The organism is Actinoplanes rectilineatus (assembly GCF_000962825.1).
GTDB classification, from domain to species: Bacteria; Actinomycetota; Actinomycetes; order Mycobacteriales; family Micromonosporaceae; genus Actinoplanes; species Actinoplanes rectilineatus.
This window is the reverse complement of sequence record NZ_JZKF01000122.1, coordinates 1-21,986: the sequence shown is the minus strand read 5'-3', so window position 1 is coordinate 21,986 and position 21,986 is coordinate 1. Positions and strand designations below refer to the sequence as shown.

General features: G+C 69.4%; 27 protein-coding genes. 8 read left to right on the top strand and 19 right to left on the bottom strand.

What is annotated here, in order from left to right:
* Both WH85_RS42955 and WH85_RS42950 read left to right on the top strand, forming a co-directional pair.
* Positions 1–577: RNA polymerase sigma factor (locus tag WH85_RS42955; RefSeq protein WP_045747953.1), on the top strand; the 577-nt coding region annotated here is incomplete at its 5' end.
* 247 nt (positions 578–824) lie between these two features.
* Positions 825–1,067: a DUF7455 domain-containing protein gene (locus WH85_RS42950; protein ID WP_045747956.1), complete on the top strand. Its 243-nt coding sequence runs from the start codon at positions 825–827 to the stop codon at positions 1,065–1,067.
* Positions 1,068–1,181: 114 nt separating this feature from the next.
* On the opposite strand, the gene WH85_RS42945 is transcribed toward WH85_RS42950, so the two are convergent.
* From WH85_RS42945 to WH85_RS42925, 5 genes are all read right to left on the bottom strand, one after another.
* Positions 1,182–1,418: a helix-turn-helix transcriptional regulator gene (locus WH85_RS42945; protein ID WP_045747952.1), complete on the bottom strand. Its 237-nt coding sequence runs from the start codon at positions 1,416–1,418 to the stop codon at positions 1,182–1,184.
* Positions 1,418–1,918, bottom strand: a complete 501-nt coding sequence (locus WH85_RS42940; RefSeq protein ID WP_045747951.1) for a hypothetical protein — start codon at positions 1,916–1,918, stop codon at positions 1,418–1,420. Before WH85_RS42940 ends, WH85_RS42945 begins: the two co-directional genes overlap by 1 nt.
* A 265-nt stretch (positions 1,919–2,183) precedes the next feature.
* On the bottom strand, positions 2,184–3,851 hold the full coding sequence (locus WH85_RS42935) for a DEAD/DEAH box helicase family protein (RefSeq protein WP_425394695.1): 1,668 nt from the start codon (positions 3,849–3,851) through the stop codon (positions 2,184–2,186).
* Positions 3,852–4,013: 162 nt separating this feature from the next.
* On the bottom strand, positions 4,014–4,628 hold the full coding sequence (locus WH85_RS42930; RefSeq protein WP_045747949.1) for a trimeric intracellular cation channel family protein: 615 nt from the start codon (positions 4,626–4,628) through the stop codon (positions 4,014–4,016).
* A 7-nt stretch (positions 4,629–4,635) separates the two neighbouring features.
* Positions 4,636–4,860, bottom strand: coding sequence for a DUF3039 domain-containing protein (locus WH85_RS42925; RefSeq protein ID WP_083449714.1), 225 nt, complete (start codon positions 4,858–4,860; stop codon positions 4,636–4,638).
* 133 nt (positions 4,861–4,993) lie between these two features.
* Here WH85_RS42925 and WH85_RS42920 point away from each other — a divergent pair, with 133 nt between their 5' ends.
* Positions 4,994–5,944 carry a pseudouridine-5'-phosphate glycosidase gene (locus WH85_RS42920; protein WP_045747947.1) on the top strand — a complete coding sequence of 317 codons (951 nt, stop codon included), beginning with the start codon at positions 4,994–4,996 and terminating at the stop codon, positions 5,942–5,944.
* A gap of 16 nt (positions 5,945–5,960) precedes the next feature.
* Complete coding sequence (locus tag WH85_RS42915) at positions 5,961–6,839, top strand: carbohydrate kinase family protein (protein WP_045747946.1); 879 nt, start codon at positions 5,961–5,963, stop codon at positions 6,837–6,839.
* Positions 6,840–6,841: 2 nt separating this feature from the next.
* Here WH85_RS42915 and WH85_RS42910 read toward each other — a convergent pair whose 3' ends face one another.
* Together WH85_RS42910 and WH85_RS42905 are read right to left on the bottom strand one after the other, a co-directional pair.
* Positions 6,842–7,228, bottom strand: coding sequence for a DUF3099 domain-containing protein (locus tag WH85_RS42910; protein WP_045747945.1), 387 nt, complete (start codon positions 7,226–7,228; stop codon positions 6,842–6,844).
* A 67-nt stretch (positions 7,229–7,295) separates the two neighbouring features.
* Positions 7,296–7,874 (bottom strand): HhH-GPD-type base excision DNA repair protein, encoded by a 579-nt coding sequence (locus WH85_RS42905; protein ID WP_045747944.1) that lies wholly within the window; start codon positions 7,872–7,874, stop codon positions 7,296–7,298.
* Between the two features lie 96 nt (positions 7,875–7,970).
* Here WH85_RS42905 and WH85_RS42900 point away from each other — a divergent pair, with 96 nt between their 5' ends.
* The gene (locus WH85_RS42900; RefSeq protein WP_045747943.1) at positions 7,971–8,285 is read left to right on the top strand and encodes an antitoxin VbhA family protein; all 315 of its coding nucleotides are present in this window, start codon (positions 7,971–7,973) and stop codon (positions 8,283–8,285) included.
* Entirely contained in the window at positions 8,282–8,860 is a 579-nt protein-coding gene (locus tag WH85_RS42895) for a Fic/DOC family protein (protein WP_045747942.1), read from the top strand. Before WH85_RS42900 ends, WH85_RS42895 begins: the two co-directional genes overlap by 4 nt.
* 19 nt (positions 8,861–8,879) lie before the next feature.
* Here the strand turns inward: WH85_RS42895 and WH85_RS42890 are convergent, their stop codons facing one another.
* Genes WH85_RS42890 through WH85_RS42840 form a run of 11 tightly spaced genes read right to left on the bottom strand, consistent with a single transcriptional unit; the run spans position 8,880 to position 19,770 of the window.
* Entirely contained in the window at positions 8,880–9,152 is a 273-nt protein-coding gene (locus WH85_RS42890) for a hypothetical protein (RefSeq protein ID WP_045747941.1), read from the bottom strand.
* A gap of 31 nt (positions 9,153–9,183) precedes the next feature.
* Positions 9,184–10,227 carry a methyl-accepting chemotaxis protein gene (locus WH85_RS42885; RefSeq protein WP_045747940.1) on the bottom strand — a complete coding sequence of 348 codons (1,044 nt, stop codon included), beginning with the start codon at positions 10,225–10,227 and terminating at the stop codon, positions 9,184–9,186.
* A 26-nt stretch (positions 10,228–10,253) separates the two neighbouring features.
* The gene (locus WH85_RS42880) at positions 10,254–10,625 is read right to left on the bottom strand and encodes a response regulator (RefSeq protein WP_045747939.1); all 372 of its coding nucleotides are present in this window, start codon (positions 10,623–10,625) and stop codon (positions 10,254–10,256) included.
* Positions 10,622–10,897, bottom strand: a complete 276-nt coding sequence (locus WH85_RS42875) for a hypothetical protein (RefSeq protein WP_045747938.1) — start codon at positions 10,895–10,897, stop codon at positions 10,622–10,624. The genes WH85_RS42880 and WH85_RS42875 overlap by 4 nt, the downstream gene beginning before the upstream one ends.
* On the bottom strand, positions 10,878–13,232 hold the full coding sequence (locus tag WH85_RS42870; RefSeq protein ID WP_045747937.1) for a chemotaxis protein CheA: 2,355 nt from the start codon (positions 13,230–13,232) through the stop codon (positions 10,878–10,880). Before WH85_RS42870 ends, WH85_RS42875 begins: the two co-directional genes overlap by 20 nt.
* A complete protein-coding gene (locus tag WH85_RS42865) occupies positions 13,229–13,630 on the bottom strand; it encodes a response regulator (protein WP_045747936.1) in 402 nt (133 codons plus the stop codon). The genes WH85_RS42870 and WH85_RS42865 overlap by 4 nt, the downstream gene beginning before the upstream one ends.
* Positions 13,630–14,493, bottom strand: coding sequence for a CheR family methyltransferase (locus WH85_RS42860; RefSeq protein ID WP_045747935.1), 864 nt, complete (start codon positions 14,491–14,493; stop codon positions 13,630–13,632). The genes WH85_RS42865 and WH85_RS42860 overlap by 1 nt, the downstream gene beginning before the upstream one ends.
* Positions 14,493–15,116 carry a HEAT repeat domain-containing protein gene (locus WH85_RS42855; RefSeq protein WP_245674343.1) on the bottom strand — a complete coding sequence of 208 codons (624 nt, stop codon included), beginning with the start codon at positions 15,114–15,116 and terminating at the stop codon, positions 14,493–14,495. The genes WH85_RS42860 and WH85_RS42855 overlap by 1 nt, the downstream gene beginning before the upstream one ends.
* Before the next feature lie 24 nt (positions 15,117–15,140).
* Positions 15,141–16,202: a chemotaxis-specific protein-glutamate methyltransferase CheB gene (cheB, locus tag WH85_RS42850; RefSeq protein WP_083449712.1), complete on the bottom strand. Its 1,062-nt coding sequence runs from the start codon at positions 16,200–16,202 to the stop codon at positions 15,141–15,143.
* A 12-nt stretch (positions 16,203–16,214) separates the two neighbouring features.
* Entirely contained in the window at positions 16,215–17,795 is a 1,581-nt protein-coding gene (locus WH85_RS42845; RefSeq protein ID WP_045747933.1) for a chemotaxis protein CheW, read from the bottom strand.
* 22 nt (positions 17,796–17,817) lie between these two features.
* Positions 17,818–19,770, bottom strand: a complete 1,953-nt coding sequence (locus tag WH85_RS42840; RefSeq protein ID WP_045747932.1) for a methyl-accepting chemotaxis protein — start codon at positions 19,768–19,770, stop codon at positions 17,818–17,820.
* Between the two features lie 318 nt (positions 19,771–20,088).
* Here WH85_RS42840 and dtd point away from each other — a divergent pair, with 318 nt between their 5' ends.
* Complete coding sequence (dtd, locus tag WH85_RS42835; RefSeq protein ID WP_045747931.1) at positions 20,089–20,511, top strand: D-aminoacyl-tRNA deacylase; 423 nt, start codon at positions 20,089–20,091, stop codon at positions 20,509–20,511.
* Positions 20,512–20,523: 12 nt separating this feature from the next.
* Here the strand turns inward: dtd and WH85_RS42830 are convergent, their stop codons facing one another.
* A complete protein-coding gene (locus tag WH85_RS42830) occupies positions 20,524–21,312 on the bottom strand; it encodes a sporulation protein (RefSeq protein ID WP_045747930.1) in 789 nt (262 codons plus the stop codon).
* A 269-nt stretch (positions 21,313–21,581) separates the two neighbouring features.
* Between WH85_RS42830 and WH85_RS42825 the strand changes: the two genes are divergently transcribed.
* Positions 21,582–21,986 (top strand): sigma-70 family RNA polymerase sigma factor (locus tag WH85_RS42825; RefSeq protein WP_169792572.1); only part of this gene is annotated, 405 nt, incomplete at its 3' end.

The window sequence follows — 21,986 nt, the reverse complement described above, 5'->3', positions numbered from 1 at the left end:
CACCAAGGGCTACAAGTTCTCCACGTACGCCACCTGGTGGATCCGCCAGGCCATCACCCGCGCCATGGCCGACCAGGCCCGCACCATCCGCATCCCGGTGCACATGGTCGAGGTCATCAACAAGCTCGGCCGCATCCAGCGGGAGCTGCTCCAGGACCTGGGCCGCGAGCCCACCCCGGAGGAGCTCGCCAAGGAGATGGACATCACGCCGGAGAAGGTGCTGGAGATCCAGCAGTACGCGCGTGAGCCGATCTCCCTGGACCAGACCATCGGTGACGAGGGCGACAGCCAGCTCGGTGACTTCATCGAGGACTCCGAGGCGGTCGTCGCCGTCGACGCGGTCTCCTTCTCGCTGCTGCAGGACCAGCTCCAGCAGGTCCTGCAGACGCTCTCCGAGCGTGAGGCGGGCGTCGTGCGGCTCCGGTTCGGTCTGACCGACGGGCAGCCGCGCACTCTGGACGAGATCGGCCAGGTCTACGGGGTCACCCGGGAACGGATCCGGCAGATCGAGTCCAAGACGATGTCGAAATTGCGTCACCCGTCCCGGTCGCAGGTTCTGCGCGACTACCTCGACTAGGACTTTCAGTCAACATTCCGTGTCTGAATGGTCACCACCCGTACATCAACGGGTGGTGATCAGACCGTTGTGCAGAAATGATCGTTGACGTGGCACCCTTGGATCACGGCACACTAGCCAGAACCAACGGTGTGACCCCGGTCCCCCCGGGGCACATTGGGAAGGCTGCAACGGTGCAGGGTGTTGCACGATGTGTGAGCAGTAGCCGAGGAACATGTTCATCGGTGACGAACAGAGGAGGAAGGCGATGACCCCGACCCTCACGCCGCCGGCGGGAAGCCTGGCGGGCCTAGCAGCCGATGAACGGTGCGACCGCTGCAATGCAGCCGGGAAGCTCCGTTTGACCCTGGCTGGAGGCGGCGAACTGGTGTTCTGCGGCCACCACGCCAACCGGTACGCCGAGGACCTGGTGAAGATCGCGGTACAGTACGCGGCCGATCCGGAGTTCACCTGGCGCGGCGCGGTCATGATGTCGAACTCCACCAACTAGCAAACCAAGCAGCGGTCCCCCGACTGACGCATAAGAAGGGGCGCCTCCAGCCAGGGGGCGCCCCTTCTGCCTGTCCTGATCCGCTCTGGCGGACCGTTCGGAGCGACGGGGACCTCACGGACCCCAGAGTGCCTCCACCGGGGTGTCCAGCGCCCGTGCGACCTTGATCGCCAGGTAGACCGAGGGCGCGTAGTCCCCCGTCTCCATCGAGATGATCGTCTGACGGCTCACCTCGACCGCCGCCGCCAGCCCCTGCTGGGTCAGGCCGGCCGTCTTGCGGGCCGCCCGGATCCGGTCGCCCGCCGCGCCGCCCGGCTCCGGGGCACGGACCGGGCCCACCGGCGGCGCCATCAGTCCTCGTCCGCGAAGACGGCAGCCTCGGCCCGGTTGCGCTTGCGGGTGGCGTAGGCCTGGAACACGGCGCCGATCGCCGCGCCGATCACCGCCCCGATGATGATCGAGATCCAGGAGTCCTCCTGCGGCCAGGCCATCCGGTACGACGCGCTGATGATGAACACCGCGTAGGGCGCACCGGCCAGCACGCCGAGCAGCTTGCGCTTGGCGCTCCAGGCCCGCGGCGTCACCTCGACCCGACGGGCCGACACGTAGATCGAGGTGAACGCCATCGGCGCCAGCAGGGCCGCCAGCACGACAGCCAGCGGCAGGACCGCGGGCCGGCCGAGGATCCAGACCAGGGCGACCGCGACCCACGGCACCAGGATCGACTGCAGCTGCGACGCGGTCGCTATGCCCTCATACCACCGGGTGCGTTCGCGCTCGTCGTCACCGTAGAGGTCGCCGTCGAAGTCGAGGTTCCACCGAACGAAACGGTCCATCATCGTGCTCGCCATGCACCCATCCTGACGTCAAGTCCTCTTAACGTCAAGTCGGCTTTACACGGCGGACCAGAGCGTGGTGACTTGAGGCGTCGTAGGCGCCCGAAATCACCACACCCGTTCACAGCGTGGTGATTTGAGGCGTCCAGGACGCCCGAAATCACCACACCCGATCACAGCGTGGCGACTTGAGGCGTCGTGGGCGCCCGAAAACACCACACCCGATCACAGCGTGGCGACTTGAGGCGTCCAGGACGCCCGAAAACACCACACCCGGTGTTCACATGGTCTGGATGGTCGCGATCCGTTCCTCGAGCTGCTCGATCGTGGCCTGCGCGCTCGGCGGGCCGCCACAGAGCCGGCGCAACTCGGCGTGGATCTTGCCGTGCGGCAGGTTGGTGCGGTGGTGATGCGCCGCGACCAGGGTGTTGAGCTGACGTCGCAGCGTGTTGCGCCGCTCCCCCGCACTCATCGGGATGACCTGCTCCACGACCTTCTCCGGAGCGTTCCTCGCCTGCTCCTGCTGGATCCGCTTCTGATTGGCCATCTGGTCGGCCTGCCGCTTGTTGAGCAGCGAGGTCACCTGGTCGGGGGTCAACAGACCGGGCAGACCCAGATAGTCCGCCTCCTCCGGCGTGCCGGTCCGGGCCGCCATGCCGAACGACGTGCCGTCGTAGATGACCTGGTCCAGCTCGGCCGTGGCGGACAGCGACTCGAACTTCTTGTCCAGGTCACCGAGCGCGTCCTCGGCCTTCTGCGCCCGTTCCAGGGCGTCGTCGTCGAGCCCGTCCTTCTCCTTGGGGGCGCCGAGCACGTGATTGCGCTGGGCCTCCATCTCGCTGGCCAGCCCGAGCAGGTGCGGCACGCTGGGCAGGAAGACCGTGGCGGTCTCCCCCGTCCGGCGGGCACGCACGAAACGGCCGATCGCCTGGGCGAAGTAGAGCGGGGTGGACGCGCTCGTCGCGTAGACCCCGACGGCCAGGCGCGGGATGTCGACACCCTCGGACACCATCCGCACCGCGACCATCCAACGGTCGTCGGAGGCGGCGAACGAGGCGATCCGGCCGGAGGAGCCGTCGTCGTCGGAGAGGACCACGGTCGCCGAGCTGCCGGTCAGGTCGTGGACCATCTTCGCGTACGCCCGGGCGGCCGTCTGGTCGCTGGCGATGATCAGACCACCGGCGTCCGGCATCCCGTGCTCACGGATCTTGGTGAGTCGGGCGTCGGCGGCCCGCAGCACCTGCGGCATCCACTCACCGCGGTAGTCCAGGGCGGTCCGCCACGCCTGCGCGACCAGATCCTTGGTCATCGGGTCGCCGAGCCGGGCGGCCAACTCGTCACCGGCGTTGGTCCGCCAGCGGGTCTCCCCCGAGTACGCCATGAACAGCACCGGCCGCACGACGCCGTCGCGGAGAGCGTCGCCGTACCCGTACACCGAGTCGGACTTGGACCGCTGGACGCCGTCCTGGCCCCGCTCGTAGTAGACGAAGGGGATCGGGTTCTCGTCCGACCGGAACGGGGTCCCGGTCAGCAGCAGGCGGCGTTCAGCCGGCTCGAAGGCGTCCTTGACCCCGTCGCCCCAGCTGCGCGAGTCACCGGCGTGGTGGATCTCGTCGAGGATCACGAACGTGCGCTTCGTCAGGGTGCGCCGCTTGTGCACCGCCGGCGCCATGCCCACCTGCGCGTACGTCAGTACCGCGCCGTGGAAGTCGTTCGACGAGTGCACGTCGGAGTTGCGGAACTTCGGGTCGAGCTGGATGCCGACCCGGGACGCGGCCTGCGCCCACTGGGTCTTCAGGTGCTCGGTGGGGCAGACCACGGTGACCGCGTCGCAGGTGCCGTCGACCAGCATCTCGGCCGCGATCCGCAGGGCGAAGGTGGTCTTGCCGGCCCCCGGGGTCGCCACCGCCATGAAGTCCTCGGAGCGGCGGCGAAGGTACGTCACCATCGCCTTGCGCTGCCAGTCCCGCAGCGGCGGGAAGATCTCCAGGTTCGGCAGTGGCGGGCTCAAGCTGCGGTGATCCCTTCATCCATTCCACGGAAAAACCTCCGCGGCGTCAGGGCGCGGAGGCGGGTTCCAGCATAGCGGCGGACGACCGCCGTTCGCGTGTTACGGCACGGCCACCGGAGGCGACCAACGCCGATAGAGCGCGAGCAGGCGTACGCCTGTGACCAGGGACGCAGCCATGATCAGAGGGAACAGGCCATGCAGGTCGAGCCGGTACATAACCGTTACCAGCGCGGCTCCGAACAGAGCCGCCATCGCATAGATCTCACGTTGCAGGACCACCGGGATCTCGCCGGTGAGCAGGTCGCGGGTCAGGCCACCGCCGATCGCCGTGAGCATGCCCACAAGACAGGCACCGACCGCCGGCACGCCGGCGTCGAGCGCCTTGAGCGTGCCGGTCACGGTGAACAGGCCGAGGCCTGCGGCGTCCAGCAGCAGGACGGTACGGCGTACCCGATGGAGTCTCGGATGAAGCCGGAAGACCGCGACCGAGGCCAGCACGGCGGTCACCGCATACCGCCAGTCGGCGAACGCGAGGGGTGGCACCGAGCCGATCACGAGGTCGCGAAGGATCCCACCGCCGAGCGCGGCCGCGAAGCCGACGAACGCCACCCCGAAGATGTCGAGGCGCTTCGCGACGGCGGCCGAGGCGCCGGAGGCGGCGAACACCGCCACACCGATCAGATCCGCGACGAGCAGTCCGTATCCGCCCGTCACGACCGGATCAGGCCATCATCGATTCGTAGATCTCCTTGCACGCCGGGCAGACCGGGGAACCGGGCTTCGGCGTCTTGGTCACCGGGAACTTCTCCCCGCAGAGAGCCACGACGAACGTGCCCATGACCGCGCTCTCGGCGATCTTCTCTTTGCGGACGTAGTGGAACATCTCCGGACCGGTATCGGCGTCCTTGGTCTCGGGACGCTCCAGGATCTGGGTGCTCACGGGTATCTGCCCTTCAGCGTGGGGTTTGAGGCGGGTTTCGAGGCAACGGGTGGAGCAAGGCTCCAGCCGACAAGTCTGACAGCTCACGCGTGGTCGGTCCAACGACAAGGCGACGTCCCGGCACCGTACGGTACTGATCGTGACTGACTTTGCGATTCGATTCGGCGAGCACGTGGCCCGCGCCCAGCGGGACGGCCGGCCGGTGGTGGCCCTGGAAAGCACGATCATCTCGCACGGGCTGCCGCACCCGGACAACCTGCGGGTCGCCCGGGAGATCGAGCAGACCGTCCGGGACAACGGGGCCGTTCCCGCCACCATCGGCATGATCGGCGGTCAGGTGGTCGTCGGCCTCGACGACGCCCAGATCGAACACCTGGCGCTCGCCCCGGACGTCGCCAAGCTCTCCGTCCGGGACCTGGCCATCGCGTCCGCCCGGCGGGCCGACGGCGCCACCACGGTGGCCGCCACCAGCGCCATCGCGGCGTCCGCGGGCATCGGCGTGTTCGCCACCGGCGGCCTCGGCGGCGTGCACCGGGAGGCGAACGTCACCTTCGACGAGTCCGCCGACCTCACCGAGCTGGGACGCACCCCGATCGTCGTGGTCTGCGCCGGCGTGAAGTCGATCCTCGACGTGGGCGCGACCCTGGAACGCCTGGAGACCCTCGGCGTCTCCGTCGCCGGTTTCCAGACCAAGCGGTTCCCCGGCTTCTTCATCACCGACGGCGGCTTCGACATCGACTGGGCACTCGACTCCGAGCAGCAGGTCGCCGACTTCATCAAGGCCCGCGCCGAGCAGAACGTCACCGAGGGTGCGCTGGTCCTGGCCAACCCGCTGCCGGTCGACGAGCAGCTCGACGTGGACCTGCACGACCGGACCCTGGCCTCGGGCCTGAGCCTGCTGGCCGAGCAGAACGTCACCGGCAAGGCGGTCACCCCGTTCCTGCTGTCGCACTTCCACTCCAGCACCGAGGGCAAGAGCCTCGAGGTCAACATCCGGATCATCCTGCGCAACTCGGCGCTGGCGGCCCGGATCGCCGCGGCGGCGAGCACCGGCGCGGCCGCCCCGGTCGGCTTCGGCGTCCCGGCGTGACCTCCGGGCCCCGGCCATGATCATCGTGGTCGGTGACCTGGTCACCGACGTGCTCGTCGAACACGACGGGCCGGTGCGCTACGGGTCGGACACCGAGGCGGCGATCCGGGTCACCGGCGGCGGCCAGGCGGCGAACACCGCGGCCTGGCTGGCACACAGCGGCCAGGCCGTGACGCTGGTCTCCGCGGTCGGCGACGACCTGGCCGGGCGCCAGCGGATCGCCGAACTGGAGTCCGGCGGTGTCCGCTGCGCCGTCCAGGTGCGCACCGGCGCGGCCACCGGCAGCGTGGTCGTGCTGACCGGCGCCACCGAACGCACGATGATCACCGACCGGGGAGCCTCGCTGCTGCTCGATCCGGAGCACGTGACCTCGGTGCTGGCCGGCGCTCCGGCGGGCAGCCACGTGCACCTGTCCGGCTATCCGCTGCTGCACGACGGGTCACGTCCGGCCGGCCTGGCGGCCCTGGCAGCCGCCGCACGGCACGGCCTCACGGTCAGCGTCGACGCGGCCTCGGCGGGACCGCTGCGGGACGCCGGTGCACAGGCCTTCCTTTCCTGGGTACGCGACACAGACGTGCTGCTGTGCAACGCGGACGAGGCGGACGTGCTGGCCGGGCCGGGCACGGCGGACGAGCAGGGCGGCCGGCTGACGGCGCACGTGCGTAACGCGGTGGTCAAGCAGGGGGCGGGCGGCGCCCTGTGGTGTGGACGGGACGGGTCGACCTGGTCGGGGGCGGCTTCTCGCGTACCCATGAAGGATCCGACCGGCGCGGGTGACGCCTTCGCGGCGGGCCTGCTCACCGCATGGTTGTCCGGTCGCGGACCGGAAGCGGCCCTCACCGCCGGCGCCGAACTGGGCGCCCTGGCCGTCGGACGGATCGGCGCCCGCCCGTAGCTCTAGGCGGTGTGCTTCCGCGCTTCGGGTTCCTCGACGACCTCGGCGTCGATGGTGACGAACTCCGGCGTGGCCTGAGCCTGGTTCTCCAGGATGAGGGCCCGCCGGTAGTCCTCCCGGGCGGCCAGGTCGGCGGCCCGCTCGGCCTTGGTCTTGGGCGGACGGTCGTTGGCGATCAGCACCGCCGCCCAGGGCAGGCAGACCATGCCCACGCCGCAGAGCACCAGCCAGAGCGGGAGCAACGGCACCTGCAGGCTGACCAGGACGGCACCGAGGATGAGGCAGAGCGCCCGCGCCGCCATCATCGTCACGTAACGAATCTGTCGGCCGCGAAGCTGATCGTCCTGGCTGCGAGCCGCGTCGGTGATCAACACCGGATGCTGTTTCACGCGAGGTCTCCGATCGACCCCGTCATCCTCCCACCGCCCGGGCCGACATGCCCAGCGGGTCCGGGACCTACGCCTCCTTGGCCGCTTTCGCCTCCGCCTTGACCTGCTTCTTGTAGGCTCGCACCTTGACCAGCGACTCGTCGTCGGTGATGTCCGCGACAGACTTGTAGGCGTCCTCGCCGCCGTAACCGCCGGCCGCCTCCCGCCAGCCGTCCGGCCGCACGTCACAGATCTTGCCGAGCAGGGCGACGAAGATCTGCGCCTTCTGCTTGCCGAACCCGGGCAGCGCCAGGATCCGCCGGTAGAGCTCGGCGCCGGTCGCCGCGGTCGTCCAGAGCGCCGCCGGATCCCCGTCGTACTCGTCGACCAGCACCCGGCAGACCTCCTGAACCCGGGACGCCATCGCCTTGGGGAACCGGTGCAGCGCCGGCGGCGTCGAGAAGATCGCCAGCAGCGCCTCCGGGTCGAACCCGGCGATCTCGGTCGCGGTGGGCGCGTGCCCGAGCCGCTCGGCCAGCACCCAGGGCGAGGTGAACGCCTTCTCCATGGTCACCTGCTGGTCCAGCGTGATGCCGATCAGCACGGCGAGCGGGTCCCGGTCGAGCAGCGCGTTGGCCTCGGCGGGAATGGGAAGCGTGAACGTCATGCGCTCATCTTGCCCCGGCCGGAGGGCCGCGGACGCTCCGACCGGGGAGCTCCGGACAGTGCCGAAAAGATGTACATGTTCTTGTACCATGTAGCTATGACAGACGTGTTGGGCGTCGCCGAGGCGCGTCAGAGACTGTCCGACCTACTGGCCGGGTTCACCCGCGGGTCCGCGGAATCCGTCTTCCTGGGCGCCCACCGCAAGGCTGTCGGTGTCCTCATGCCCGTCCGGGTCTACGACGAGCTGCGCGGCGAGCGTGAGCGTGCGGTCGACGACGTCGCCGGGTCGATCCGGGCCGAGGGCCTGGAACCATCCTCGATCGCCACCGAATTGGCCGGCCTCTTCGCGAAGGGCCGCATCACCGCGGGCCAGATGGAGGCGATGCTGCTCGCTTACCACCGCACCACGTGACGCACGACGACCCTTACCTCGTCAACGGCGTCCTCACCAACGAACTCGGCATCACCTCCGCTGACGCCCTCAGCCGGGCGGAGGCCGACCTGACTATGGCAGCCCTCCTGCAGTTATCCGTCGCGCCGCCGGCCGGACATTACGATCTCGCCCATCTCCAGGAGTTCCACCGGCAGATCTTCGGGTCGATCTACTCCTGGGCCGGGCAGCTCCGCACGGTGAACATCTTCCGGACCGCACAGGACATGTTCTGCTCGTGGCAGCACATCGGGTCCTACTCCGCCGGCGTATTCGAGAGCCTCGCCGCCGAGAACCGGCTCGCCGGGCTGAGCCGAAACGCATTCATCGCACGGCTGGCGCACTTCTACGGCGAGATCAACGCCATTCATCCCTTCCGGGAGGGGAACGGCCGCACCCAGCGAGCATTTCTCGGCCAGCTGGCGAAGGACGCGGGATGGCGGATCGCGTGGAGCGACCTCGACGGCCCGGAGAACGACCGGGCCTCCGCAGCCGCTCTTCATGGCGACGAGAGCCTGCTGCTCACCATGCTCGAGCCTCTCGTCCGGCCACGATGACGTCACGCCGTACCGGGCGCTAGGTCTGGAGAGTGCGGGCCAGGGCCTCGTACGTGATGATGCGGACCTTCAGGGAGCGGCCGGCGACGCGGCTCAACTCGCCCACCTCCATCACGTGTTCGGCGACTCTGCGCAGGTCGGTGGGGGAACTGACCGGACGTTGCATGCCGAGCGCCTGGACGGCGAGGCCCCAGAGTCCTTCGGCCATCTCCGCGCCGATCAGGTCGGCGAGGGCTTCCACCGCGTCCTGCTCGGTCGGCACGTCGTGGCCGATGTCGTCGTGGCGAGCCATCGTGGCGCCTCTCGCTGATGCTGTCGGTGGGTCAGAAGAGTTCGATGAGCGGTTCGGTGCCCGCGGCGTCCTTCGTGCCGGTCTGCGCGGCGTGGGTGGCCCGCTGACGGGACATGACGTGCTGGGTCCGCAGGTCCTCCACGTTGATGGAATTCTGGCGCAGTGCCTCCTCGGTGAGGTCGCCGTGGGCGTACGCGCTGGTGCTCTCGGCCTGGCGGCGCACGTCGGCGACCGCGTGGCCGACGTGTTCCAGCATCTGGCGGCTGATGTCCTGGAACTGGATGTGCCCGACCGCGCCGGTGGTCTCCACGCTGAGCGCGTTCGAGCTTCGCTGCACCTGGTCCGCGGCGCTCACGGTGTCCTTGAGGACCCCGCCGACCATCTCCGACATCTCCCGCTGCGCGTCGGCGATGCCGCCCAGGCGCCGGGTCATCGCGGTGTCCTGGTTCATCTCGGGTACGTCCTCGGCCCGGTCGAACTGGCTGTCGTCGGAGAGGACCGCGTCCAGTTTGGCGGTCAGGTCGGCGATGCTGCTGCCGATGCCCTGGGCGGCCTCCGCCGAGCGGTGGGCGAGTTTGCGCACCTCGTCGGCGACGACCGAGAAGCCCTCGCCGGCGTCTCCGGCGCGGACGGCTTCGATCATCGCGTTCAGGGCGAGGATGTTGGTGGCCCGGCTGACCTCCTCGATCTGGGCGACGTGCTGGTTGAGTTCGCGCATCTGGTCGACGAGCGCGCGGATCTGGTGGTCGCGGTACAGGAAGTAGGAGATCAGCTTGCCGAGGAGTTCCTCGTTGGAGGAGCTGACCCGGGTCAGTTCGTGTTCGGTGCGGGTGAGCGTGCCGGCGAGCTGGGAGACGTCGCCGGCCATCACCTCCGCGAGCTGGTCGACTTTGAGGAGCTGTTCGACGATCGCCTGGGCGGCGTCGCCGGTCTGCTCGATGACGTCGCGCACGTGGGCGTCGATCACGTCGCAGTACGGCGGGATCGGCGCCAGTGCGTCGGCCACGACGTCCCCGCTCACCTGCTTCGTCTCCCCGGTCGGAGCCGTTGCGGCTCGGCGGAGAAGGCTGGGCATGCGATACCTCCGTAACTCATGAGCGGTCAGGCCCCCGGCAGCACCTGCTTGATGACGCCGAGCAACTGCTCCGGTCCGACCGGTTTGACCAGCCAGCCGGTGGCGCCGGCGTTCTTCGCCTCGGTGCGTTTGGTCTGTTCCGACTCTGTGGTGAGCATGAGGATCGGAGTGAACCGCATGCCGGGGGCCTTGCGCGCCTCGCGGGCGAAGGTGATCCCGTCCATCTGGGGCATGTTCACATCACTGATGATCAGGTTGGGTTTGACCCCTTTGCTGAGCTTCTCCAGCGCCTCTTTGCCGTGGCCCGCGGTCTCGACCTGGTACCCGGCCTTGGTGAGGATGGATTTGAGGCTCATGAGCATGGTGGCGGAGTCGTCGACGAGCATGACGGTGGTCATGGCGGATCACTTCCTTGTCGGCTGGCCTGGCCGCTGCCCCCGGTGAGCAGCGGAAGCACCTGCGATGCCAGGAAGGCGTCGGTCGGTGCTGACGAGATCTTCGGCCGGAAGAGCATGAGGGCCTGAAGCGCGCCGGTGTGCAGGTGACTGCACCTGCGCAGGCTCACCCGGGGCCGGCGAGCGGCCCGCAGCCAACCGACCAACTGCTCGACCTCGTCGACCGACACGACGCCGGCGAGTGTGGCGCTGTCGTCATGCAACTCGAGCGGCAAGGCCGAGCACCTCCTTCATGTTGAGTACGAGCAGGACCAGGCCGTCGCCGAGCAGAGCCGTTCCGGAGAACTCGTCCGCGTACGCCAGCAGTCCTTCCATCGGTTTGAGGATCACGTCGACCTCGCGGTGGAACTGTTCGACGAGCAGCCCGACCCGCTGGCCGTTGACGCTGACCACGAGGATCCGGCGGTCGGTGGGGTCCTCCGGGGACCAGGGCATGTCGAGGGCACGGGCCAGGTCGATCACGGGGATCACCTCGCCGCGCATCACGACCACCTCCTGGTGCAGTACCCGGCCCATCTCGGCGGCCGGGACGCGTACCGTCTCGACCACCAGATCGACCGGAATCCCGAACCTCTGACCCGCGACGCTGACCACCATCACCTGGGTGACGGCCATGGACAGCGGCAGGCGCAGCCGGGTGGTGGTGCCGTGGCCGAGTCGCGACCGCATGGTCACGGTCCCGCCGAGCTTCTCGACGCTGGCGCGGACCGCGTCCATGCCGACGCCCCGGCCGGAGAGGTCGGACACCTGGTCGGCGGTGGAGAAGCCGGCCCGGAAGACCAGGTCGACGGCTTCGACGTCGGACATCGTCTCCAGCTCTTCCTCGCTGATGAGCCCTTTCTCGTACGCCTTGCGTTTGACCCGTTCCGGGTCGATGCCGCACCCGTCGTCGGACACTTCGACGATGACCGCGTCGCCGTCCGCCACCGCGGCCAGGGTCAGCTTCGCGGAGCCCGGTTTGCCGGCCGCCAGCCGCTGGTCGGGGGTTTCGATGCCGTGGTCGAGGCTGTTGCGGACCAGGTGTACCAGCGGGTCGCCGAGCGCCTCGATGACGTCCTTGTCCGCCATCGTGTCCTCGCCCTCGGTGACCAGTTCGATGGTCTTGCCGAGGCGCCGGCTGAGGTCGCGGACCAGGCGCGGGAACCGGTTGAAGGCCACCGACAGCGGGAGCATCCGGACGTCCATCACCGCGGCCTGGAGTTCCTCGGCGATCCGGTGCATGCCGGAGTACTGGTCCTTGATCCGCCGGCTGAGCACCCGGCTGCCGAACTCCTCCTCGGCCGCGTCGGCGAGGAAGGTCAGGCCGTTCTTCGCCACGTTGAGTTCGCCGACCAGCTCCATCAGCCGGTCGACCTTCTCCTGGTCCACCTTCAGGACCTTGGTGCCGACCTGGCCGCTCGGGTCGTCGGCCCGGGCGACCGGGGCCTCCGCCGGCGCCGCGGTGGTGGCCGGGGCACCCGACGGGGTCAGCGGCATCACCGGTGCGGGGGCCGCCTCGGCGAGCAGTCGTTCGATGGCAGCCAGGATCGCCGGGCGGGCGGCGTCCGTCAGGACGGTCGGGACACCCAGCGCGTACGCCGCGGCGGAGACCGCGTGGCAGACCGAGCGCAGGTGGACCGCCTCGTCGTCGGGGCGCAGTTCGAGCGAGCGCTGGGCGGCGCTGAGCACGGCCCGGGCGTCGGCGGCGATCTCGCTGTCGGCCACCTCGGTGACCGCCACGTGCACCGGTTCCTCGGCTTTCAACGGCGGTTCGCCGCGCAGGTGCCGGGTGATCGCGTCGGCGTCCAGTTCGACGACCTGGACCTGGTCCTGGACGTACCGGAAGAGGTACTCCAGTTCGCCGACCGCGGCCCGGGTGGCGAACACGAACGAGATCAGGCAGGCGTACTCGTCGTAGTCGTCGACCGGCGGCCACTGCTGGGGGCGGACCGCGCCGAGGTGTTCCAGGGCCGGCACCTGCCGGACCAGGTGCAGCGGGTCCTCGGCACGGAAGAAGCAGTCCGTGTCCGGGGTGTACCAGAGGAAACGCATGGTCGACGAGGTGGTCTCCAGCCACGCCGCGGTCGTGCTCAGCCAGTCGGCGTCGAACCAGGCGAGCCATTCGGGGGCGGCGTCGACCACCCGCGGCGGGACCGCGGCGGCGTGGGCGGCGACGCTGACCGGTTCGCCGCCGATCGGGGCGCGCAGCTTGGTGATCAGCAGGGCGGCGTCGGTGCCCGCGCCGACGGGTAGGCGTTCGTGGGCGGTGACGTGCGCCAGCCAGCCGCGGATCAGGTCGAACGCGGCCAGCAGGTCGTCCACCATGCCGGAGTCCAGGGCCAGTTTGCCGGCGCGTACCGCATCGAGAAGGTCTTCGGCGGCGTGGGTCAGGCGGGTCAGTTCCGGGAAGTCGAACAGGCCGGACGAGCCCTTGAAGGTGTGCGCGCCCCGGAAGACCTCGTTGACCAGTTCCGCGTCGCCGGGCCGCTGCTCCAGCTGGAGCAGGCCCTCGTCGACCTGGGCGAGCAGGTCGTTGGCCTCGGCGAGGAACTGGGAGAGCAGCGGGTTCATGCCGGGACGCCCCTCTGTGCGGTGAGCATCCCGGCGATCCGGACCAGCCGGTCGCCCGCCACCGGTTTGACCAGGTAGAGGTTCGCCCCGGCCCGGTACGCCAGGTCCGCGTCACCCGGCCGGTCCTCGGTGCTGATCATCACCACCGGCGCCGGGGTGCCGACGGTCGCCGACCGCAGCGCCTCGACGCAGGCGTACCCGTTCATCTTGGGCATGTTCACGTCCACGACGAACAGGTCGTACGCGGTGGTCATCGCCGCTTCGACGGCCTCCAGCCCGTTCGCCGCCTCGTCCACCTGGAAGCCGCCCTCGGCGAGCAGGCTGGTGTGGTACATCCGTACCGTGGCGGCGTCGTCGACGACGAGGACCCTGGGTCTGGTCGCGGTATCCGAGGTCATCACTTCGCTCCGGTCGGTCGCTGGTAGACGATGCCCTCCGGCAGGCGGGCCGGCGTGAAGATCGGCGAGATCCGGCTCATCGACTCGGAATGACCGAGGAAGAGGTATCCGCCGGGACGCAGCGCGCCGTACAGGTTCTCGGCCGCCCGCCGGCTGGACAGCTCGTCGAAATAGATCAGGACGTTGCGGCAGAAGATGACGTCGAAGTCGCGGAACGCCCGCATCGAGAGGGTGTCGCAGATGTTCACCCGGTGCAGCGTGACGGCGCTGCGGATGCCGTCCTCGACCTGGTACCGCCCGGCGCCGGCGGCGACGAAGTGCTTGTTCAGCCAGGACTTGGGCACCCGTTGCAGGGACCGTTCGCCGTAGCTGGCCTGGGCCGCCTTGGCGAGCACCTCGCTGTCGATGTCCGCGCCGTGGATCTCGACGTCCACGTGGTCGATCTGGTCCCACTCCTCCAGGAGCCGCAACGCGATCGAGTACGGCTCCTCCCCGGTCGAGCAGGGCAGCGAGAGGATCTTGACCGGTCCGACGATCCGGTTCACCCCGCCGCGGTCGGCCAGGACGCCCGGCAGCACCGTGCTGAGCATCGCGTCGAACTGGTAGTCCTCGCGCAGGAAGTACGTCTCGTTGACGGTGAGCTGGTTGATCAGGCCCTGCAGCATCGAGGACCGGTCGTTCATCCGCAGCGCCGAGAACCAGCTGGCGAACGTGTCGTACTCCGACTCGCGGATGCACGTCTCGATCCGCTTGTCGACGAAGTAGCGCTTGGCCGACGTGAAATGGATGCCGGTGCGCTTGTAGAAGTACTCGCAGAACCGCGCGAAGTCCGGGTCGGACAGGCCGGCCGTGGCGGTGGCCATCACGCGGTACCGACCAGGCGGGAGACCGCCGTCTGAACCGTGAAGCGCAGGAACGGGTCGCCGGGGAAGCGGTGCACCGCCTCCTCCAGCACGTCGGCGTGCTCGGAGGTGGCCACCGGGAGCAGCGCGTCGATCGCGGCGGTCACCACGTTCGGATGGCTGTCCTCGGCGATCATCCGGACCAGCCAGGTCTTCGCCTCGGGGTGCGGCAGGTCGGCCAGGACCATCGCGGTCATCACCCGGATGTCGTGGTCGGGGGCGGCGAGCAGGTCCGGGATCAGGGACGGCGTCGACCTCGGCATGGTGGCCAGCGCCTCCGCCACGGCGGTCCGCAGACCGGGGTCGTCGCTGGCCAGGTGTACGGCGAGCGCCCCGGCCACCTCCTCGGTGTCGTGCACCGCGAGGGTGGTGAGCACGGCGTCCCGGACCCGGGGCTCGGTCTCCACCGTGGCCCGGATCAACAGGGCGTGCACCGCCTCGGTCACCCCGTCCAGCGCCAGGGCGGCCTCCCGGCGTACCTCCGGATCCGGGTCGTCCAGCTGGCGCATCAGCGCCTCGGCCGCCGGTTGTTCCGGCGACACCTCCTCGGGCGCCTGCGGTGCCTGCTTCCGGACGAGTCCCATCGTGATCACCCTTCCTCGACGAACTCAGCGAACCCAGTCGGCGAGCCGGTGGGCGATCTCGTACGAGGGCAGCACCACGCTGGCCCCGCCCCTTCGGGACAGTTCACCGGGCATGCCCCAGACAACGGCGGTCTCCTCCGCCTCGGCGATGGTCCGGCCACCACCCTCCTTGACCAGGCACATCTCGGCGGCACCGTCGTCGCCCATGCCGGTCAGCAGGACGCAGACCAACCGCTGCGGGTCGAGGTAGCGGCGTGCCGAGGCCACCATCCGGTCCACGCTCGGATGCCAGCGGTACTCGGCCCCGGACGGCACGCTCTTCACGATCAGGCCGTCGGTGCGGCGGGCCACCACGACGTCCGCCCCGCCCCGGCCGATGTAGATGTTGCCGCGCTGCACGTTCATCACGCGGTCCACCTCGTGCACCCGCAACGCGCAGACCTCGTCGAGGCGCCGGGCCAGGGCCGCGGTGAACGACGCCGGGATGTGCTGGGCCAGCACCACCGGGGCGCCGAGGCCGGCCGGCAGCTGCGGCAGCAGGTCGGAGAGCAGCGCCGGGCCGCCGGTGGACGAGCCGATCAGGACCAGGTCGACCGCGCCGACCGCGCTGACCTCCCGGCGTGGTGGGGCCGCGGCGCTCCTGCGGGTCTGCTGCCGGACCCGGTCGGACAGCCCCCCGGCCCGCTTGAGGCGGGCCGAGGCGGCCTCCCGGACCTTGCTCACCAGTTCGACGGCGACGTCGTCGATGTTGAGCGAGACGGTTCCGCCCGGTTTGGGGACGTAGTCGACCGCGCCCAGTTCCAGCGCCTCCAGCGTGACGAGCGCGTTGTGGTCGGTCAGCGAGGAGACCATCACGACCGGCGTGGGCTGCTGGTCCATGATCTGGGCCAGGCAGGTCAGGCCGTCCATCTCCGGCATGTTGACGTCGAGGGTCACCACGTCCGGCTGGATCCGGCCGAGTTGCTCCAACGCGTCGACACCGTTGCGAGCGGTGTGCACGTCGAAGCCGCCGTCGGCGAGGATCCCCTTGAGCGCCCGGCGCATGAGGGCCGAGTCGTCGACGATCAGGACAGAGGTGGCTGCCACCGGAGCCTCCGATCAGACGCCGACCAGCGCCTCGTCGGCGGCGGTCTCGCACACGGTTTCGCACAGTTCGGCGGCATCGGCCGCCTGGTTCGCCGCCAGGAGCTGATCCACCTGTACGAGCAGGAGCATGCGCTGCTGGTCCGGCAGGTTGGCCACCCGGGACACCACCCGGGCCTGTTCCGCGGAGAGTTCCGGAGCCGGTTCGAGGACGTTGCGCCCGACCCGGGCCACCTCGGCGACCGAGTCGACGATGAAGCCGGTCCGGACCCCACCGATGATCAGCACCACGATCCGCTGGCGTTCGTCGCGCTCGGTCCGGCCGAGTCCCAGCCGGGTCCGCAGGTCGACCACCGGCAGCACGGTCCCGCGCAGATTCACCAGGCCTTCCACGAAGTCGTACGACTTCGGCACGCGGATCAGCGCCTCGGGCACCCGGATGATCTCCTGGACGGTGTCGACGTCGACGGCGTACTCCTCGTCGTCGAGGCGGAACACCACGAACAGCTCCTCGTCGCCACGCCCGTCGTCGGCGTCCCGGCCCCGTTCCTCGATCATCTCCGGCTGGTCCTCCTGGTATTCGGCGATCTCGTCGCGGACCTCGGGCGAATCGAACATCCGGTTCACGTTCAGCACCGAGACCAGTCGTCTGCCGTCCTCGAGACGGCACACCGACTCCACCTCGGTCTTGCGCCCCTCACCCGCGACCACCGGCGGCAGCGGGGCGACCAGCTGGTGCGGGACCCGCAGCACCTCCCGGACGGTGTCCATCACGACGCCGACCACACCACCGTCGATGGAACACACGACGATCCGGTTCTGCGGTTCCAGCGGGGTCACCGGCAGCCCGAAGACCCGGCGCATGCTCACCACCGGCAGCAGCCGGCCGCGCAGGTCGATCACGCCGAGGACCCGGTTGCCGGCGTTCGGGATGTGGCTGACCGACTCGGGCGCCTGGACGATCTCCTGCACCTGGTCGATCGGCAGGGCGTACTCCTGGCCCTCGACCGCGAAGCTGACCAGTTCCAGGGTGTCGTCCGACTCCCCGTCCAGGTCGTCCTCGACCTCGGCGGGCATCCGGGCGGTGGCCGAACCGTCGCGACCGAACCGCTTGTCGGTGAGCCGGGAGAACTGGCTGCCGATCAGCCGGTCCACGTCGAGCACCGTGGTCATCGCCCCGTCGTCGTCCTTGATCACCCCGACCAGGACGTCGGAGCGGACCGTGGCCTGCACCGACTCGGCCGCCTCCATGCTCTGCGGATCGATGCTGACCACGCTCGCCACCAGGTCGACCACGAAGCCGAGCGGCACACCGCCGTCGACCACGATCACCCTCGTCTGCTCGTCGTGCTCGGCCTGCGGCATCCCGCAGCAGGTCCGCAGGTTGACCACGGGCAGCACCCGGCCACGCAGGTTGGCCAGGCCCTCCAGCGACGGTGGGCCGAGCGGCACCTTGACCACCGAGGGCATCCGGATGATCTCCTGGACCCGGCGCATCGGGAAGGCGTACCGCTCCCCCGCCATGGTGAACGTGACGTAGTCGGCGCTGTCGTTCTCCTCGGGCCCTGCGGCGGCGAGGTCCTCGTCGGTGTCCATGCGTCGTACCCTCCCCGTCCGGTCAGGCCGCGTTGTTCTGCAGCTCGTCGGCGAGCGCGGCGATCTCCTCGACCGCGGCCGCGAGCTCTTCGGCGCCCTGCGCCTGTTCCCGGGCCGCCGTCGCGGACTGGGCCGCCAGCTGCTCCGCCTCGTTCGCCGACGAGGAGATCTGATCCAGGCCGCTGCGGATCTCGGCAAGTGAGCCGGCGATCTGCTTGGCCCCTTCCCGGACCTCCTGGTTGCCGCCGCGCACCTGTTGCATGTCGCGTTCGATCTCCTCCAGGCGGGCGGTGGTGGTCTTCGCCGACTCGGCCTCGGCCAGCGAGAGCCGGCTGGTCTCCTCCAGATCGCTGCGAACCTCGCCGATCCGGTCCTGCACCGACTTGACCAGGTCCTTGATCCGGTCCGCGTTGTCCGCCGAGTCCCGGGCCAGGTTGCGGATGTCGGTGGAGACGACCGCGAAGCCCTTGCCGAACTCGCCGGCCCGGGCCGACTCGACGGAGCCGTTCACCGCCAGCATGTTGGTCTGGATCGAGACGTTCGCGATGGCGTCGACGATCTTGTCGATCCGGCGGGAGATCTGCTCCAGCTCGGTGACCTTGCGGACGTTCTCGGTGCCCTCCCGGGCCGCGGTGCCGATCGCCTCGATCATCGAGCCGACCTGTTCCCGGTTCGTGACGAGCAGTTCCAGGATCGCGTCGGAACGATCCACCGCCGCCTCGCCGCGCTTCGCCGAGAGCTGGGCGCCCTGCTCGATCTGGGTCACCGCGTCAGTGGTCTGCCGGCATTTCTGCGCAGCGGTACGGGACCCGGCGTTGATCTCGTTGATCGCGACGTTGATCTGGCCGGCCGCTCGGTTGATCTCCTCCACCGCGGCGGAGAGCTCCTCGGCGGCCGAGGCCACGTCCTCCGCGCTCTTGGCGATGTCGGTGCTGTTGCGCAGCGACTCGGCGACCTCGGCCAGCGACTCGGCGGCCTGCTCGCTCTGGTTCAGCGCCTGCGTCTGCTGGGCCACCGTCTGCAGTGATTCCTCGCAGGCCGCGGACTGTTGCTCGGCCGCCGCGGCGATCTCCTCGGAGTACTGCTTGGCGTTGCTCGCCGACCGCTGGGCCTGCTCCGCGGTCTCGGCCATCTCCGTCGCCCCGGCCATGATCGAGCCCATGTCGGCGCGCATCATCTCCAACTGCGAGTTGATGGTCTTGCCCTTCTCCGCCTCGCTGCGGGCCGCCTCCGCGGACGCCTGCACCGCCCCGGCGATGTCGGTGACGCTGTTGCGCACCTCGTCGATCAGGTCGCGGATCTGCCGGGCGCTGCGCTCACTGGTCTCGGCGAGCGTGCGGACCTCGTCGGCCACCACCGCGAAACCCTTGCCGTGCTGACGGGCCCGGGCCGCCTCGATCGCGGCGTTCAGGGCGAGCAGGTTGGTCTGGTCGGCGATGTGCGCGACCGTCTTGACGATCTCGCCGATCTCGTCGGCCTGCTTCTCCAGTTCGGAGATGGTGGACACCGAGGCGCTCTGCCGGGCCGACGCACTGTCGACGTTGGTGAGCAGGTTGTTGATCCCGATCCGGGCCTCGTTGAGCGAGTTCTGCAGGACCTGGCAGACCTCGGCCACCTGACGGGTGGTCTGCTGCTGCCGGTTGACCCGCTCCTCGATCTGGTTCATCGCGGCCAGGCTCTGCTGCGTCGCGCCCGACGACTCCTCGGCGCCGGCCGCGATCTGCTGCATCGACTCGGAGAGCTGACGGGAGGCCTCCGACGCCTGGGCGTTCTGCGCGGAGATCTCGGCGGTGGCGGTGGCGATCCGTTCGGCTGCCTGCTGCTGCTTGGCCACCGACCGGGCCTGGCGGCGGGTCGCGTCGGTGTCGCCGGCCCGGGGCGTTCCGCCTCCCGTACGCACCGGACGGGACGACGCGGCGGGGCGGGCCGAACGGGAGTCGGCTGCACGCCCGGTGGAGGTGCTGGTGAGGGGCATGGGTGGTCTCCCATCAGAGTCCGGTCGATCCGGCGCGAGAGGGATCAGGTCGCCGCGATCGGGGGCACGCCGTCCGGTCATCGCCGGAGAAAGTGGTCGACGTGCCCCATCCGACCAGCCAAATCGTGGCATCGACCAGCACTCCCACGAGGAGGTATTCGGCTATTCCGATTGATTTCGCCGGGTCGGGATCCATCGCCGGCCCGCGCTGCCGGACCTCGGAGAAAGACAGGGCAGCCCTCGGGTACGAGCACCGGCCGCCCTCGGATACGGTCGGACGCGCCGTGACGACCACGGCGTGAGGACGGCGGGAGAACGATGCGCGCACTGGTTCAGACGGTCAGCCGGGCGAGCGTACGCGTCGACGACGACACCGTCGGAGAGATCAAGGACGGGCTGCTGGTGCTCGTCGGGATCACCCACGACGACACCGCGGCGAAGGCCGCCGACCTGGCTCGCAAGACGTGGGAGCTGCGGATCCTCGACGGCGACCGGTCCGCCGCGGACGACGATGCGCCGCTGCTGGTGGTCAGCCAGTTCACCCTCTACGGCGACGCGCGCAAGGGACGGCGGCCCACCTGGAACGCGGCGGCGCCCGCCGAGGTGGCCGAGCCGCTGGTCACGGCATATGTGGAGGCGCTGCGCGCCCGGGGAGCGACCGTGGAGACCGGCCGCTTCCGGACGCACATGCTGGTCGAGAGCGTGAATGTCGGACCGCGCACGGTCCTGCTGGAGCTCTAGAAGACCGGATCCCTAGAAGAACAGGCCGCGCCGCTGCGCCGCCTGACGCAGCCACTGGTCCAGCCGGCTCGTCCAGTCGACCTGGTCGGCGGTGGCGTAGTCGACGTCGAAGCTGCCGAACGCGTCGTGCCCCTCGGTGAACAGCCCGCCGCGCTTGTCCAGCTCCAGCACCACCTGCAGTTTGTGCGCGGTGGGCAGGAAGGTCAGCTCAAGCTGGTTGATGCCGCTCGCGTACTGCGCGGGCGGGTAGAACTCGATCTCCTGGTAGAACGGGAGCTGCTGCTCCACGCCGTAGACCCGGCCCTTCTCGACATCCGCCCTGTGGAAGCGGAACCCGAGACGCAGCAGGGCCTCGAGGATGCGCTCCTGGGACGGCAACGGGTGCACCACCACCGCGTCCAGGTCGGATTTGTCCACCGCGCGGGCCACCTCGAGTTCGGTGGACATGCCCATCGTCATGCCGTGCAGGTGCTGCCCGTACACCTCGGTGATCGGGGTCTGCCAGGGCACCTCGAACCGGAACGGCACGTCGTGCCGGGCGCCCGCCTCGAGACGGAACGAACCGGTCAACCGTTGCCGGTGGAACTCCTGGTTCGTCTGGTATTCACTGTCGCCGCTCTCCACCTCGACCCGGGTCATCAGGCCGATCGCCAGGTATTCGATGTCGACGGCGTGCTCGCCACCGACCACGTGGACCTGACCCTCCAGAAATCCGCCCGGGTGTGTGTTCGGGTTCGACAACACCGTGTCGACGGACGGCCCACCGACACCCAGAGCCTGCAACATCCGCTTGAAGACCACGACGATCCCTCCTCGGCCAAGCACATTATCGGCGTACGGCAAGCGCCTGTATGGGGCGAACGCCCGGGATGTCGCCGTTTGCGTCGTCAGGGTTCTCCCTGATTCATGCCACCTGGACGCCGGCCTCACCTCCGCTTAACGCCCCTGCGACGAAGCTTGCTTCACCGGCACGGAAGTGACGGTACGCACGAGACGTTACTCGCGGGGAGGGGACTCAAGTGGTCCTGGAGATGAAGGCGTCGGAGTCCATGACGGTGGTTGAGGACAGCATGACCGACGAAGTCGAGCCCATGGCCGACCTGGACGCCACCGACGAGCGTGGCGTCTCGGCCGACCTGGTCCGTGCGTACCTGAACGGCATCGGCCGGACCCGGCTGCTCACCGCGGTCGAGGAGGTGACACTCTCCAAGCGCATCGAGGCCGGCCTGTTCGCCGAGGAGAAGCTGCCGACCGCCGACGCCGACCTGGCGCCCCTGCTGCGGGTGATCGCCGCAGAGGGCAAGTCCGCCAAGAACCACCTGCTCGAGGCCAACCTGCGGCTCGTGGTGAGCATCGCCAAGCGGTACACCGGACGCGGCATGGCGTTCCTGGACCTGATCCAGGAGGGCAACCTCGGCCTGATCCGCGCCGTCGAGAAGTTCGACTACACCAAGGGCTACAAGTTCTCCACGTAC